The organism is Vibrio sp. A11, from assembly GCF_013048705.1.
Classification (GTDB): Bacteria; Pseudomonadota; Gammaproteobacteria; order Enterobacterales; family Vibrionaceae; genus Vibrio; species Vibrio metschnikovii.
Genome location: NZ_VHSI01000001.1, coordinates 517,654 through 533,663, shown reverse-complemented (window position 1 = coordinate 533,663; position 16,010 = coordinate 517,654). Strand labels below are relative to the sequence as shown.

13 protein-coding genes and 2 pseudogenes are annotated in these 16,010 nt (G+C 42.8%); 14 read left to right on the top strand and 1 reads right to left on the bottom strand.

What is annotated here, in order from left to right; genetic code table 11:
- The first annotated feature begins 95 nt into the window (after positions 1 to 95).
- The 11 genes and pseudogenes from FKQ60_RS02335 (at position 96) to FKQ60_RS02285 (ending at position 11,572) form a co-directional block, all read left to right on the top strand.
- Positions 96 to 1,373: a hypothetical protein gene (locus FKQ60_RS02335; protein ID WP_004394971.1), complete on the top strand. Its 1,278-nt coding sequence runs from the start codon at positions 96 to 98 to the stop codon at positions 1,371 to 1,373.
- Complete coding sequence (locus FKQ60_RS02330; protein WP_040904213.1) at positions 1,363 to 1,932, top strand: hypothetical protein; 570 nt, start codon at positions 1,363 to 1,365, stop codon at positions 1,930 to 1,932. The genes FKQ60_RS02335 and FKQ60_RS02330 overlap by 11 nt, the downstream gene beginning before the upstream one ends.
- Positions 1,926 to 4,718, top strand: a complete 2,793-nt coding sequence (locus FKQ60_RS17450) for a hypothetical protein (RefSeq protein ID WP_004394973.1) — start codon at positions 1,926 to 1,928, stop codon at positions 4,716 to 4,718. The genes FKQ60_RS02330 and FKQ60_RS17450 overlap by 7 nt, the downstream gene beginning before the upstream one ends.
- Positions 4,715 to 5,593: a Wadjet anti-phage system protein JetD domain-containing protein gene (locus FKQ60_RS02320; RefSeq protein ID WP_004394974.1), complete on the top strand. Its 879-nt coding sequence runs from the start codon at positions 4,715 to 4,717 to the stop codon at positions 5,591 to 5,593. The genes FKQ60_RS17450 and FKQ60_RS02320 overlap by 4 nt, the downstream gene beginning before the upstream one ends.
- 158 nt (positions 5,594 to 5,751) lie before the next feature.
- Positions 5,752 to 5,955, top strand: a pseudogene (locus FKQ60_RS02315) (type I restriction endonuclease subunit S); the annotation flags it as partial.
- Positions 5,956 to 6,105: 150 nt separating this feature from the next.
- A complete protein-coding gene (locus tag FKQ60_RS02310) occupies positions 6,106 to 6,300 on the top strand; it encodes a hypothetical protein (protein ID WP_040904215.1) in 195 nt (64 codons plus the stop codon).
- 321 nt (positions 6,301 to 6,621) lie between these two features.
- Positions 6,622 to 7,461, top strand: coding sequence for a hypothetical protein (locus FKQ60_RS02305; protein ID WP_004394976.1), 840 nt, complete (start codon positions 6,622 to 6,624; stop codon positions 7,459 to 7,461).
- 171 nt (positions 7,462 to 7,632) lie between these two features.
- Complete coding sequence (locus tag FKQ60_RS02300) at positions 7,633 to 7,836, top strand: hypothetical protein (protein WP_040904217.1); 204 nt, start codon at positions 7,633 to 7,635, stop codon at positions 7,834 to 7,836.
- Between the two features lie 5 nt (positions 7,837 to 7,841).
- Positions 7,842 to 8,948: an ABC transporter ATP-binding protein gene (locus tag FKQ60_RS02295; RefSeq protein ID WP_115152741.1), complete on the top strand. Its 1,107-nt coding sequence runs from the start codon at positions 7,842 to 7,844 to the stop codon at positions 8,946 to 8,948.
- Positions 8,942 to 9,895, top strand: a complete 954-nt coding sequence (locus FKQ60_RS02290; protein WP_004394978.1) for an extracellular solute-binding protein — start codon at positions 8,942 to 8,944, stop codon at positions 9,893 to 9,895. The genes FKQ60_RS02295 and FKQ60_RS02290 overlap by 7 nt, the downstream gene beginning before the upstream one ends.
- Before the next feature lie 3 nt (positions 9,896 to 9,898).
- The gene (locus FKQ60_RS02285; RefSeq protein ID WP_004394979.1) at positions 9,899 to 11,572 is read left to right on the top strand and encodes an iron ABC transporter permease; all 1,674 of its coding nucleotides are present in this window, start codon (positions 9,899 to 9,901) and stop codon (positions 11,570 to 11,572) included.
- Between the two features lie 272 nt (positions 11,573 to 11,844).
- Here FKQ60_RS02285 and FKQ60_RS02280 read toward each other — a convergent pair.
- A pseudogene (locus FKQ60_RS02280) lies at positions 11,845 to 12,558 on the bottom strand (IS5 family transposase).
- A gap of 422 nt (positions 12,559 to 12,980) precedes the next feature.
- Here FKQ60_RS02280 and FKQ60_RS02275 point away from each other — a divergent pair.
- The 3 genes from FKQ60_RS02275 (at position 12,981) to FKQ60_RS02265 (ending at position 15,999) form a co-directional block, all read left to right on the top strand.
- On the top strand, positions 12,981 to 13,703 hold the full coding sequence (locus FKQ60_RS02275) for a hypothetical protein (protein ID WP_249374263.1): 723 nt from the start codon (positions 12,981 to 12,983) through the stop codon (positions 13,701 to 13,703).
- A gap of 248 nt (positions 13,704 to 13,951) precedes the next feature.
- Positions 13,952 to 15,112, top strand: a complete 1,161-nt coding sequence (locus FKQ60_RS02270; RefSeq protein WP_004394981.1) for a DUF5692 family protein — start codon at positions 13,952 to 13,954, stop codon at positions 15,110 to 15,112.
- Positions 15,113 to 15,174: 62 nt separating this feature from the next.
- Positions 15,175 to 15,999: a hypothetical protein gene (locus FKQ60_RS02265; RefSeq protein WP_004394982.1), complete on the top strand. Its 825-nt coding sequence runs from the start codon at positions 15,175 to 15,177 to the stop codon at positions 15,997 to 15,999.
- Positions 16,000 to 16,010: the final 11 nt, after the last annotated feature.

Genomic DNA, 16,010 nt, shown 5'->3' with positions numbered 1-16,010 from the left:
TACCTGTTGCCATTAACTAGACATTATGAGTTGAGTTTCAATTTATGCCTAGTTTTTGTGAATCAAAGGTCTAACTTTGTGAATAAGGAAGTGCAATGGTTGCGCCCAAAAGTCTCATCTATCAATTGCATCGCCATTGGGAAGTGGTCGAGCAGCTAACTCGTCTTTCTCGAGAGTTCCCTGCATTTCAGCTCCGCATCCTCGAACAAGTGATAAACCAGTATAAAAATAAAGATGCAGATACTAACACTGTGCTGACGAGTCTTATCAACGCGGACATTTTGCAGCCTATCTGCCGAAGTAGTGATTATCAGATCAACACGTTGGTGGTGGATTTTGTACGTGGTTTGACTCAGGAGCATGAGCTTGGTTTGTCAGCAGTGCTCAAAGCTCGCGTTGAAGCAATCAAAAACGCGACTAGTCAAGTATTAAAGGGACTTGAAGACACCGATAATGATTTACTGCGTACAGGCGCTAACCAATTATCAGAGCTGACGAGAAAAATTACCCAACAATTAACACAAGACAAGCAAGCCATTTTTGACATTGCTGAAGCGGCTAAATCAGCAGACACCAGTGTGCCAATTGAACGGCGCTATCGTGAAGTTCTTGAAGTGTATGACAAGTACGTTGAACCCATGAATGAAATGATGGATAGCGGTCTTGGTGGTAGTTTTTATCCATTGTTGGAAAAAGCGGAAGAAGCGCTCGATAAAGCGGTGGATACTCTGGCAATTCGTGGTTCGTTATATCAACAACGCTTGGCAATGCGTCAGATAGCTTATCAAGTTAAAGATCTACGATACCAAGGACGAATTATCGCTCAACAATGTGCAGATACCTTGTTACCACTGAGAGAGGAAGCGCGGTTACATAACCAGCTTTCTGCTGTGATTAGCAAGCAAATAAGCCAAGTTCGTAAGAAGGGGCTAGTCCGAGGGCTAAACGCGGTCGGCTTACCAATATGGAAAACCAGTCGTACCAGTAAAATCCAAATAGGCAACGAAGTGCGGCAATTGATGGCGGAATTTTTGAATTTCAAACCGAGTTCTATTGTTTTTCCGGATGAAGTATCGCTGCCGGATAACCTCTTAGTGAATTGGATCGATGAACAGCGATTGCGTGAACAACTTTCAGAAGCATTGCCGGTTGAGAATCTCATGATTTGGTTAACGACACACTATCGCTATTTATCTGATACAGAATTACTCCGTCTCTATCATGAGCTGGTACGAGAACCACAATGGCAAAGCCTGTTGGGATCAAATCTTTGTACCACAATGCTCAGCACCGTCTCTGTCACTTATCATCCTCATCAACTAACGACCTTGACTCTCCCAAAAAGTACAAAGGGTATGGATAATGCAAAATAGCAAACTCGACTTAACTGAACTGACACATCTCACAGAACTGTTCGGCTTATTCAATTCAGGTCGACACCTGAACCGTTCGACAGATGCGGCCCTGTGGTATGAACTCGAGCAGCAATCAGAGCAGTATCGACATCTATTTTCTAACCTAGGGTTTGAGCTACGTATCGATGGGCGTGGTTTTGCTTGGTTTCATGACGATGAGGGGAATCAAAACATCAATAAGCAATCGCGTCAGTTGGCTTTGCTGCTGATGGTGATTTTTGATTACCAAGCGGATAATGGTCGTTCTTTGAGTCAGTTTTACCAGTGGAACATTGACAATAAAGTGCTGAATGAGGTCTATGAAAAGCATCAAGGATTGTTGGATGCAGAAGAGTTAGATCAGGGTGCATTGGTAAAAATACTCGAAAATGCGGTGCGAAAAGGCTTTGCGATTCAAGAAAACAACCACTGGCGCTTATTGCCTTCGGTATATCGTTACTTAGACCACTTTGAGGCGATTACCGAGCAAGCCTCTGTCAGCGATGGACTCACTGATAAGGAGGATGAATCATGCTAAATTACGGTTTTCAACGACTAGCATTAATTGGCAGCGCTGGATATCAGCGAGCAGAGCTGCCACTGGATGATTCTGTATCATTAATCGCACCAAATAATCACGGTAAAACCAGTCTAATCAACGCTCTCCAGTTTCTATTGATCATTGACCAAAGAAGAATGGACTTTGGGTCTCATAGCGTTGAAAAGGCACGTCGCTTCTATTTTCCAAACAACAGCGCTTACATTCTGCTCGAAGTTATACTTCCTCAAACCGGAACCGTTGTTTTCGGCTGCGTTGGTAAAGGCGTCGGTCACGAGTATGAATACTTTGCCTACCAAGGTGAATTGAACCTGGATGATTATCGTTTGGCAGATGGTCATATTGTTTCTCAAAACAAACTGGTCAACCATCTGGCTAGCCATCAGCATAGAGTCAATCTATACAATGACAGAGATTTTCGTCATTTGATTTACGGTGGTGCAAAAAGTAAGAGGAGCAGTGATATTGATTTTACGGTATTCAAACTTGAACACGTCAGTGATGCGCGTTCTTTCCAGCAAGTGCTCACCAAAACGCTCAGGTTGGATAAGCTCAATTCCAGCGATGTAAAAGACTACTTGCTCAAGATATTTAGCCGTGAGCTGCCCAATGCGAGTATCGATTTTAAGCAAGAATGGGAGAAGGCATTTCAAGATATCAACTTAGAGCGGGATCAGTATCTAGCGGCGGTGAATAATCTTGCGGCCATCGAAGAACTGGAGCATAAATTTCAGCGTACATTGTCGCTCAGAGGTAAAATCGCTTCGTCACAATCCAAAGTGAATCAACTGTTACAGGATTGGCATGGTTACGTACAAACGATGACCGAAAAGTTATCAAAACAAAAAAATCGGCTTGAAAATACACAAAATGAATTACGAAACCAGGATATCGCTCGTGCTGAAGCTCGCAGTGAATTAAACAACAAGCTCACTGATCTAAAACGTACGGAAGAACAGCATCAAGAGCTTCAAACTCGCTTTGCGTTGATTCCGAATCCAGCCTATTTAGAGAGTCAGCTCAACCTAGCCAAACAACATTATGAAGAACAGACCGCCTTGTGTATTCAATCACAACGTTCTTCTTCATCAGATTTAGCCAGACAATTAAATGAACGGACAGAAAATCGCCAAAGGTTGGAAACGCAACGGCAAACGTTAGATGATAACTTATATCTTCATCTCTCCAAATTGCTCCAAGCACATGAGCTGGAAAAATTGAACAAAGTGCTGAGTCAGCAAGTGATGCAGCGTTCACCCTCGCACTATGTACTCGATATTAATCAACTGCGCGAAATACTGAGTGGTGAAACGGCCTCATCGATCACTGTTTCTGGTTTAACCTTATCTCTTGATGAGCTCATTCCTCAACATGTTCAAAAGACCGAACAAGAGCTGGTGGAAGAGCTAGATAGCGTTAACCAGCAGATAAATAGCCTGACAGAACTGCTAGAGATCAGTCAGCAAAGAGAAGCGGCTGAAAAGAAGAAGAACGAACTGCATCGAGTTGTGAGAGAGTGTGAACAGGCTATCGCCGATTACCGGCAGCTTGAGCAATTAACTGCCAATCAGCCACAACGTTTAGAACAAAAAATCAAGTTCGAGCAAGATCTCTCGGCGATAAATGCTGCCTTAAATAGCGCCAAGGACAACTATCAAGCGCTGACGGATCAAATTAAGCAAGTATCTGAGCAACTGAGTCAATTAACTTTAGATAATGCGAGTGTCGAGAAGCTGAAGAAACAGAGAATCGATGACCAAGCCTTATTTACGGCATTAGTGGAGCAACCTCATACCCCATGGATAGCGACTGAAGAATGGAGTCTAGAGTTATTGCCCATTCGTCTTGAACAGTATATCGAAGACTGTCGAGAACTAGATAAACTAGCTAAAGAATTACGCCAAATAAAAAATGAGTTAGTTCAAAAAGGGCTGACGAAGTTTCACATGGCGTCCACTCAAGATGAAGAGCTAAAAGGCATTATTCAATTTAGCCACTGTTTAGATGATGAAAAGCAAGCCTTAGAGAGAAAAGCGCGTTCTGCGGTGGTTAATGTGACAGCGAGCTTAAGGGAGTTACGTAGTGGTCTGCTTGCTTTGCAAAGTAAAATGAAAGAGTTCAATCGGTTAATTAGCCATCGCCAACTCTCGGATTTAAAAACGTTTAAAATTGAACCGGTTGAGGAAAGTCAGCTAGTGGCAGCGATGAATGTGTTGATACATCAAGCTGAACAGACAGAGAGTGGTCAGAGTTTCGATTTGTTCGATCAAGCGAGCATTTTAGATGATGCTGATCTAGAGCGGGCGAAAAATACGTTAATTGAAGAGGGCAATGCTCGCCAAGGATTAAGAGTCGCAGACTTATTTAGGCTTGAGTTTGTCGTGGCAAAGCAGGGGCAGCAGCAAGAGTCATTTGAAGATATTGATAGCGCCGCGTCTAACGGCACGGTATTGATGGCGAAGTTAGTCACCGGCCTTGCCATGCTGCACCTAATGCAAGACAAACGTCACCAAATGAAAGCAGTCTGTTATTTGGACGAGGCGTTGGCATTGGATACCAAGAACCAAGCCAACTTAATTGAGATAGCCGAGCAATTTGGTTTCGCGTTAATTTTTGCCTCGCCGGCACCGTTAACCACCGCTCGTTATTGTGTGCCGATTCACCAAGTGAATGGTAAAAACGTCATTAGCCGTAATAGCTGGCAGTTATTGTCGTCCATCGAAAGCGGTATCGTGACTCGGCCAATAGTGGAGAAAACACAATGAGTCAGCCATTGATTGCTGCGTTAAAACGGCTCATTAACGCACATCCAGACGCGATTGCAGCGAGTACAATGACGACTGCGCAGAGGCGACAACTCGACGAATTTTGCCGAAAGACTCACAGCATACGTATCTCACCCAGCGGCCGAGGTGTCGCTTACAGTATTCAAGATCTGACCATTGTTAAAGTTACTCTAGAGCAACTCTCACCACACCAAGATCTGCCGCTATCTGTGCCACAAAGAGCCATCAATATAGCCAGTGCCCGAAGCAGTAAACAGGGTAGAGTGACCCACGATATTAGCTATGTTTTAGCAAAAACGTCAGCCAATCCATACTGGGAAATGTGTGGTGTACCCACTCAAGATTTGCATACAGCGACACAATCGTTTGGCGTAATGGCGCTGGAACTCGGTCAAGAAAGAAACCGCAATCTTCACAGTCATCACGCTATTTGGTTAGTGGAGAATCAAGCCCTATTTGATCGACTAGATTGGCTACCAAACAATGAGCCTTGTACCGTTATTTGGTATCGAGGGCAGTTAGATAATAAATTAATCACCTGGTTATCTCTGCCTGAAAGGTCTCCGCTGGTTTATCTTTTTGCTGACTATGATGGCGTTGGGCTAAATAATTACCGCCGATTGAAAGATAAGCTTGGAGAAAGAGCCACTTTTTGGCTAATGCCAAACTGGCAGTCGAGATTAGCGCGCTATGGACAAAATCGGTTATGGGTGGATACCTTTCGTGACTTTGCTATTTTCGAGCGAAATAGCCAACGTCTTTTAGAGCAGTCGCCTCAATTACAAGCTCTGGTGACTGAAATGAAGAAACAAGGTTTAGCTTTGGAGCAGGAAGCGTTTTGGTTAAGTGATTAACTGGTTAGAAAAAGACTTTTCTACAGCAAACGGATAACAAGTAATTCGCTCAATTTCTATCAGCAATCGCCCAAGCGTGATCGGCAACCTAGCACATAAGCAAGATTGCCGATAAGCTGCGTTAAACTCGATTTCAGACTATTTATAAAAAACATCCTGTTAAGTCATCAAGTGAAAAATCCCAAGCGCGGGTGGATAACCTCACGCAAAGTATTTTGGCCAAAGCCTTCCGCGGTGAGCTGGTGGCGCAAGACCCAAACGATGAGCCCGCCGATAAGCTGCTTGAGCACATTGCCCAAGCGCGTAGTGATGCCGAGCAACTGGCGAAAGCGGCGAAAAAAGCCGTGAAAAGTCAGCGATAATCGTTCACTAAGTTTAAGATCGGTGCCCTAATCGGGTGGCCGATCCTAGTCTTTCCACTCGTGATATTACTTTCATAAGCTTATTATCCTCCCCATCCGGCCAAAGCTTGGTTACTCTTTTCGCAACAAGATTGCCAAGGAGAGCCCGCCATGCCCAAGCAAGTTAGCTACACTCAATATCAAAAACGAGTGATCCGCTTCCTGAGCGAATATTTGGGAGCTCAGACGCCATTTACTTATCAACGGACGCAAACCAATCACCTCAAGGTGCTGATTGATGGTGTCGCAAAACCGCTGTATACCGGTTCAACACCTTCAAACATTAAATCGATCAATAACTTGTGAGTGAAAATCATGATTATCAATTGGCCGTAGCCCTATCAGGTTAATGTGATTAACGTACTCAGTGCGTGAGGGACTGAAGTTCATGGGTTTTCTGGTGCTAGGAACAGTGTATTGAATAGGGCGATTTTGTCATCCGCAGATAGTCTTAGCCAAGCGGCGGAGAACCTTGAACAGGGACAAAAAACTATCGACTTATAATCTAACTCAATCGGTCGTGACACGTTCATTTTTCTGTCACGATAATTAATTAGGTTAAATCGTCTTTCAACACATAGCCATTGCTGGTAAAGCTTCATTTTTATCCAACTGGGAATATCAACGATGATTTTTAAACTATTGCTAGTTGTCTTTGTGGCAACGCTCTCTTTTTCTGTGCTCGCCACTGACGTGTACGAAGTTAAACTATTTATCAACCCTGAAACAACCCTAGATCAAGAGGGTAGACCTTCAAATGCGGTGTGGCAGGCGTTTGGTTTTAATAGCAACAAAGTTAATGATCATGTCGTACTGTATATGGATACCGATGCATTGAACTTGCGACAAGAAGGCTGGAGTATACGGATCCGCAAGCGTGATACTCAGGGCAGCCATCGTATTCAGTACAAAAAGCGTTATCCTATTACCAATGGCAATGTCGCTGCTGCCAAATCTCAGGCAGAGTCAGATGGATTTAATTTAAATGATGCGGATTGGAGCATTGAAACTGACTGGGGCTTTACGCAGCAAACGTTCAGTGTTGCTGTTACAGAAAAACAAAAGTTCAAAAATATATCCGCTAGTTTAGGTATGCCAAACTTGGTAGAGGCTATTCATCAAAGTAAACGCAATGCACCGGATGAGTTTAAGTTTTGGTCAGCTACTAACTGGGGGAGCCTTGTATTGGACCAATCTCGGATTTATGGAGAGGTTACCTTTACCCGATTCAATGATGGCAGCATTACTTATAATAATATAGCAATCGCCGATATCAGCCTTGAGATCTGGCGCATTCTGGCAGAGCAAGGGGATGATCATGAGTATCTGATTGAGGTCTCATTTCGAGCTAGAGGCCTACAACAGGCCGATCTTCAGCGTACAGCTCTGATGGAGTTTTTGCTTGCTCAGAATTGGCTAATTTCTGATGATGTACTTAAAACTCAACGGATACTTGAGCGCTATTAATTGTATTTAATGGCAAGCTATGAGCAGGAAGCAAAGATCTATTAAAATCCTGAAAAAATGCTTCAATCCCTTTTTTACTGCACTTAACCGTCATCTTTCTGTCATAGTCAGAAGTTAAAATCTTCGTTTTATTAACGAGTTAGTCATAGCGCATATAGGAAGATCGGTAAAATGAAACGGAATTATTCTTTATTAACCCTAGCTGCTGATGCGGCTCTGTTTGGGGGCATGCCCGTGGTTTTAGCAAATGATCTTACCCGACGAGCCGATGGCAGCAAACCAAGTGAACCAATTGTTCGTATCTGCGGGCTCATACTTAATCATAGTGCTAGAGATAATCATTTAGGGGATATAAAGTTTGGTGATTTATGGTAGCTGAAATGACACCAGCACTACAAATTTCAGGGCTTACCAAGGCTTTTGGCAACCAGGTGGCGTTGCATGAATTGGATTTAACTCTAGAGCGAGGCAAGGTACTGGCTTTACTTGGGCCATCTGGTTGTGGAAAAACCACCTTGCTGCGTTGTATTGCAGGTTTGCTGGAAGCCGATGCAGGTGAGATTAAAATTCAGGGTCAGTGTGTATTTGGCCCGAAAACCAACGCGGCACCAGAGCACCGTCGTCTGGGAATGGTGTTTCAAGACTATGCGTTATGGCCACACATGACGGTCGCTGAGAATGTAGCCTTTCCTTTGATCATGCAGGGGATGAAAAAAGCAGAAATCAAATCTCAAGTTGAGTGGGCACTGGACTTAGTGGGATTGGCGCACTCTGCTGAGAAAGCACCAGGCACCTTATCCGGTGGTCAACAACAGCGCATCGCACTGGCACGGGCAGTTTCTTCCAAGCCTAAGTTGTTGCTTATGGATGAGCCTTTATCTAATTTGGACAAAGGGCTACGTGAAAATCTGGCCGCAGAGATACGTCAGTTGATTGATCGTTTGGCGCTAACGGCCGTGTTTGTGACTCATGATCAACTGGAGGCTTTTGCATTGGCAGATGAGGTTGCTGTCCTAAATCAAGGTTTTTTACAGCAACTGTCAACTCCGGAGGAGCTGTACAAGCACCCATCTACTGCGGAAATTGCGACTTTCATCGATTCTGGTTCAGTGCTCGAAGGGCGCATTGATCATCAAGCAATTCATATTGCTGATCAACGTTTTCAGCTGGGGTTCCACACTCATCAAGGGCCAGTAAAACTGCTTATTCCTCGTCAGGCCGTGACGCTTGATACCAAGCATCAAGCTCGTTTGTTCGGTCAGGTCGTCGGATGTGCTTTTCAGGGAGATTATTACGCCGTGCAATTGCGCCTTGCGGATCAGCAATTGATCACGTTTCGTACTCAACAGCGAGTCTCGCTCAACCAGCCATTAGCAGTTAGCCTTGATTTGTCAAAATTAACTGCTTGGTCTGAGCAGGGACTGGCGTTGGCGTTAACTACTTCTTTTTCTCACACACTTGCGACTAGTGGAGTTTTAGCATGTTAAAAAAATCATTTGCTATCTTAGGACTGTGTTTAGTTTCAGGATTAAGTTTGGCCAGTAACTTGACGGTGTATTCTGTTGGTCCCAATAACCTGATCACGGTGTTAGCTCAGGATTATCAGGCAGCAACTGGGGTAAGAGTCCAGATTTTTCAAGGTACTACAGGGCAGGTGATGTCACGTCTTGAAGCGGAGCAGCGCAATCCGATCGCGGACGTGGTGATTTCGGCCTCTTGGGATTCAGCGGTAGATCTTAAGCAACAGGATCTGTTGGCACCATTACGCTTGCGTAATATGACCCACGTACCTGACTCACTAAAAGATAGTCATTATATTGCTCAAGGAGTTTCTGCCCTGTCGATGGTGTTTAACACCAAAAGTGGTTTGCCTCAGCCTGAGGATTGGTTTGATGTCACCGCAGGCGTTTATCGGAACCAGGTCACTATGCCAGATCCAGCCCAGTCGGGGACGGCTTTTGAGCTTCTGTCTGCACTACTGACTGCCAAAGGTGACGATGCTACTTGGGACTTTTTGGCGACTATGAAGCAGAACCGCATGATTGTACCTGGCCCGAATGCTCGTGCATTGAATCCAGTTTTGCAAGGTGCCAAGAGCGTGGTTTTTGGTGCAGTTGATTATATTGCACTGGGCCATCAGGCACGGGGTGAAAGCATTGAGGTTATTTTTCCTCCAAGTGGCACGGTGATCGCGCCACGGCCAATGATGGTTCTCGCATCCAGCCGTAACCAGGATAGGGCAATGGATTTTGTCGATTTTGTTCTGTCCGAAGCTGGGCAGGCACGAGTTGCTGAAGTTTATTTAATGCCTGCACGAACGGATATTAAAAGTTTGCGCCCAGGAATCAATGATTTGAACATCATTAATATCGATGAAAATCTGACTCAGCAACGGCAGGTTCTGATCAATCGTTTTCGGGCCATCATGGACTAAGTCATGCATCGTTTAACCAACGTTTTTTTAATGCCACTAACCCTGCTCAGCTTGATCGGGCTAGTAGGGCTGCCGTTACTATTTATCCTGTTGCAGGCGATCTTTCCGTATATCACTCGCGGCAGTTTTGCTGAACCCTTTGCGTTGATTCTACCAACTCTCACTGATCCGCTGCTTCTTGAGTTGGTTGGAAATACCCTAGCACTTGGGCTAGCGGTGGTACTTGGATGTTTACTGGTGGCTTTACCTTTGGGTGCGCTTCGAGCGTTAACTCGTGTACCCGGCGGTGCAGTGTGGGACTTGATTTTTCTAATTCCTTTCATGATTCCGCCCTACATTGCAGCATTAGCTTGGATGACGACATTACAAACCCGTGGTTATTCAGAGCAGTTAATGGGGTTTTCTGCCAACGATTTTTTATTTTCATTTTGGGGTATCACTTTTGTGATGGTGCTGAATGTCTTTCCGGTGGTCTATTTTGCCGTATCACGAACTCTGGCCGTAGTTGGTAGTCGTTATGCAGCCGTTGGGCGTGTTTGTGGAGCAGGTGCGTGGCGAGCGTTCTTCAAATTGACATTGCCGCTATCGATTCCCGGTTTGGCCGCGAGCCTACTCTTGGTATTTGCTTTGAGTATTGAAGAATTTGGTACTCCGGCAACTTTAGGAGCACAGGCTGGGTTTAAAGTTCTGGTAACTGGTATTCATGAACGTTTTTCCGACTGGCCGCTGGATATGCCCGGTGCGGCGATTTTATCGCTAATTTTGGTTGGTTTGGCGATGCTTGCTTTTTATCTGCAGCACTGGATAGTGACTCGGCGTTCTTATGTGTCTCAAGGCAGTAAGCCAGCAAGCTTTGAGCCAGTAGAGCTAGGGCGAGCACGCTGGCCGGTTGTTATCCTGTTTGCCTTGGTAGGCGTGATCTCCGTTGGGGTACCGATTTTTTCCGTATTGGCCACTTCTTTGAGTACGACCCTGTCAGGCGGTTTAAGTATTGATAATCTTACCTTTAATCATTATCAAAGCCTATTTGCCAATCAAAGTGGCGCAATGGCAGCATTGACGAATAGCCTTACTTTAGCAACCGGCACGGCCTTGGTTACCGGTGTTTTGGGGGCTTTAGTGGCTTATCTGGTTGTGCGAGCGTCAATTAGTGGTAAGGGTTTGCTCGATCTGCTTTCCTTATTGCCTAATACCTTGCCGGGTATCGTGGTGGCTGTCGGTTTGATTCTGGTCTGGAACCAGCCGGTTTGGTCAATGCCTATCTACAATACGGGTTGGATGCTGCTTTTAGCCTACAGCTGTTTACTGCTCCCTTATCCGGTACGTTATGCCTCAGCGGCTTTACGCCAGATAGGCAGCAATCTTGAGGCAGCGGCACGAGTATCAGGCGCTAGTTTGCTGATCAGTTTTGTACGAATTGTTGTTCCTCTAATGATGCCCGCATTGCTGGTTGCGATGCTATTGGTGTTTGCCATTGCGTCACGAGAGCTGGTTGCTTCGTTGATGGTGGCACCAGCGGGCATGTCAACCGTGTCTACTTTCGTTTTTGGTCAGTTTGAGCAGGGATTGCCGGGAGTGGGGATGGCCATGAGTGTCATGGCCATCTTTTCAACAACAGGGCTATTGGTTTTGCTCACGACTCTGGCTCGAAAGAAGTTGCCCAGCGGGGTGATCTAAACATGTCATGATCACGGCTATATTCAATACTTATTACACCATGACAGCAGCAAGAACGGATTTTTATTATGTCGTATGACGTGCTCATTGATGTGTATATCTTGCTTTTGGCTATGAATGTTTGGCTGTAAATCACGTAAACGTTGTCAACCCGGCTTAATAAGTATTTTGGCTACAGCTAGGTTAGTTCATCTCAGTCACAACTTGAAAACACCGCTATCGAATGAAAATAAAACGCTAGGGCGTGTTGATCTTTGCTGTATGTATTTTGCTCAGCAATACATCGGCAACCACATTATAGTAAACGCCAGCGATACCATACTGGCGTAATTTCTTGCTAACTTATCATATCTCTTTGATATCGCTCGGAAGTGCTTAATCCTCGCGAAAGCATTTTCAACCAAATGTTGATACTTGTAGAGACACCAATCCATGCTTTCTTTGTCGATATCTTGTCCATAATTTCGCTTTGGTATAATCGCTTCACCACCTTTAGAGTCAACATATGTCCTTAAAGCGTCGCTGTCATAGCCTTTATCGGCGATAAATACGTTGACCTCCTTAAGGTGGTCAACAAGACTTTCGGCACGAGCAATATCATTTCTCTGGCCTTCTGATAGCTAGAAATAGATTGGTAATCCACCGCTATCCACGACCAGATGAATTTTCGTTGAGTTACCACCACGACTCTTTCCAATACATTCATTATCTGTGGTCGCAGCTCCAGAGCTATGTTGATGAGTTTTGACTATTGAGTCGTCTGCAAACACCCAGTCATAATCGGAGAGTTTTGATAACTGTTTGAATAATATGTATAACAGGCCTTTCTTCGACCACAGGTTAAAGCGGCGATAAACCGTGTTCCAGTCCCCAAACTCGGTTGGTAGATCACGCCATGGAATTCCTGTTAGCAAGCGGTAAAGGATTTCTTCAAAGGTCATTCTATGTTCAGATTTATTATAAATGCGGCCAGTGTTCTTCATCACTTGAAGTAGCTTTTTCTACCGCTTATCAGTTAGCATTAGTCTCGGCATGGTATGGAGTTACAGTTTATTTTTGGCGAAACAAATTATAACGCCTTACCATGCTGCTCAAAAACTTATCACGAAAGATCAACAGACCCTAGTGAACAAAGTGCGATCCCGCCCTGAAAGAGCGGCATCAAGGGATCTAAACTTTTCTCTCTTTCATTGATTGTTCAAGTCACAAATTTATCAAAATTCTTATTTGTCAAAAATAATTAGATAAAAAGTGTGGTTACTCGCACAGCGGTAACCCTCAAAAACAATTAGAGTTAAAACTCTAAAATAGAGCTTTAACTCTAAAGTGGATCATAATCACCAGCTTAACTAATTGTTTTAAAAAATTTAAATAAACATTTAAAGATTAAATTAACATGGAGGGCGTTATGGAAATACCAACTTGGCAATATGTCATCTCAATGACTTGCTATATTGTTTTTTTGCTCCTTTTAGTTGAAGGAATGAGAAGAACACCACGGTTAACTGCCGTCCTATGGCTCGCATCGTTGTGCACTTTTCCCTTGTGGGCCGATCAACTCGATGGTTGGTTTCGCTGGGTAAAAACAATCAGTGTTCTTTTACCGACAGCGCTTGTGGTAGGATTTGCGAGAGTTGCTTGGTATTACCGCGACAATCCTAATACCATTTTAAAGTTCTTTCGTGGTGATTGGGTACTCAAAGTATTATATGCGGTTCTTTTCCTAAATATTGCAGAAGCCACCTTAAAAGACCTAGTTATAGGAAATTATTTTAACTTTCTATGCGGTATTATTCTTTGTATAACAATCCCATTCCCTCGCTACAAGAATGGAGTTCGTCAATACTGGTTAATATCTAAAGATAAACCAAATGATCTATTATTTTATTCTACAGCAGCATGGAACTTCTTATATACTACCTGGAATCTAGCCTTTGTTTATGGTGAAAATACTGCTTTCTTTGCAAGTTCATTTTGTATATTAATTGCAGCTGAGCTTTATCCTGTTATCAAAAAAACGTCCCGAGCTTTATGTCATAGCCCGAGTTTATACTCTAGCTTTCCACATTTTCATTCGAGCCAATATAGATATTTTCACACCAATCATGGATTCCAGTTCATGGAGAAATGAATCTGTACTTTATTGGTGGGGCGCAATTAATCTACTACTTCATATTCCATTTGCTATTTGGTACTTCCGTAAGAAAAAAGAACAAAAAGAGCCACCTTTTGGTAATAATCCGCCACCATTAACAAAGGATTGCATTAACGAATACGATTTAGCTAATGAAAAAACTGCAATTGAAAAATAATGTTTATCTGCGGCTTACAAAGCCTAAGTCGCAGATTATTAATTAACAAGGAACATCGAGGTTCAATGTGAAATTATTAATTAAAACTTTACTTGTTATGCTATTAGCTATGACAGGTACGATAGCTATCGCCCAAGATCAAGGATACTCAAGCGATCAGTTAATCGGCGAGATTTGGCAAGGAACACATGATGGTGCACCAGGTGAAGGGAGTTTGTTTTTTCGTCTGGAATTTCATTCCGAGGGTCTAGTCAGCGTGATGCGTCAATCTGGAGGTTTCAATAAAACCGAAATACAGAATTGGCATATTAATGACAGCGGAAATGTCGTGATTAAAAGTAACCCAGATGACCAAATCACTAACTTTGATAATGCATCATTACGCTATACTGAACGTGAACAAATGCGTTATACCTTAGATGATAGTTCTAGTAATTTTTATAAGTGGCATAAAACAAATTCATATTTACATATTTTATTTGTCTTATTCGGTCTAATACTACTTAATGAATTATGCCGTCATTGGAAACACGCTAACTATTTACTTTGGTTTATCTTGCCAATTGCTTTAATTCCGATTTTTGCAAGCCATGAGATAACCTACTGGTTTAAATGGGTGAAACTTTATTCTGTCGTAGGTGCTGCTGTATTATTTACTCTCATTCGATTTACCAAAATTGGTAGTATGAAATGGGCTAAGTTTTCTGCTGCTGCATTCCTTGCATTAAATATTTTAGAGGCTGTTTTACAAGACTTCAGTATGGGTAATCTGGCCAACATCCTTAATGCGGTCGGTGGCATTTTATGCATTATTACTCTTGCAGGCTGGGCACAAATTAAAGCCGATGATTCCAAACAGAAAGATATGATATGGCCAGCAATGACCACATTTTGGATCATTGCCTATGACATCTGGAATATCGTTTTTGTTTATCTAAACTTCCCTGGTTCTGCAACGGCACAAGCTATGGTATTGATTGCAGCAACTTTGCCATCTCTACTAATTAAAAAAGGAACTTGGTTGCAAGCAAGAGCATTTACTTTAGCTGGTTCATTTATGTATTACTTCGCATTCCCATCAATGTACGAAAGTCACGTGATTCCGTTACCTCGCAATGATGAATTGATGCTAGCTGCTGGATTAATTAGTTTTATTGTCAACCTAGCTTATGCAATTTTTTTCTTTCGAAAAACAAAAGAGCAGCGTATTGCTTCAGCAGTTGCATAAAAAACATCCATCAATAGCATCTTTTAAATTTAACAATAAATAATATTAATTGGACTAATTTTATGAAAAAACAACTTTTAGCACTAGTAATCACATCAAGTATAATTTCAGTAAATAGCTATGCAAACGACAAAGAGATTGATATGTCTAGCCCCACAGAAGCCTACACAGCCCTTGGAATAGGTTACGGTAACGAAGGGCTTAATTTAAAGGCGATGTACATGCTCTCTGAAGCAGGAGCATCACGAAAGTCAGGTTTTATTTTTGAGGCTAATGATGTCACCGATAAAGAAGGTGGTAACCCAAAATTCTCAGGCATGGGTAGTTCTGGTCCTGAGTTTAATAAAGAAATATCCAATACTAATTATCGCTTTCGGTATGGATCATTGAATACTTTAAATGGTTTAGGGCATATGGTTGATGCCGTAATTAAAGATCACCCTTTCTTTGGTACTACATCAGTAGTACAGGCAGGAGCTGTAGCAACAATTCCAATTGGTAAAAATGCTTATATATGGCCTGTGATACTATTTGGTGGCGTTCTGATGGAGGATAATATGGCTGATCTAACATCGAATCCTGGGGCAAATTTATCTAGTGGTGGTGTTCATTTAGCATCGACTATTTACTCGGCTAAATTTTACGGACGTTATAAATTTAATGACTCATTCTGGTTATTAGGCTCTTGGACATATACCGATGAATTAAATGGTAAAAGTTGGAATAAAGACATACTTGATGGTGGATTACAACTAAGTCCACAACAAATTGAACTGACTCTTGGATATCAGATAACAAATAAACAAAACTTAAGATTTAATTTCTTATCTTATTCAGATAGTGGTGGCTCTGATCGTTTTTGGGTCGAATATAATTACGCATTTTAAATAATTATAAT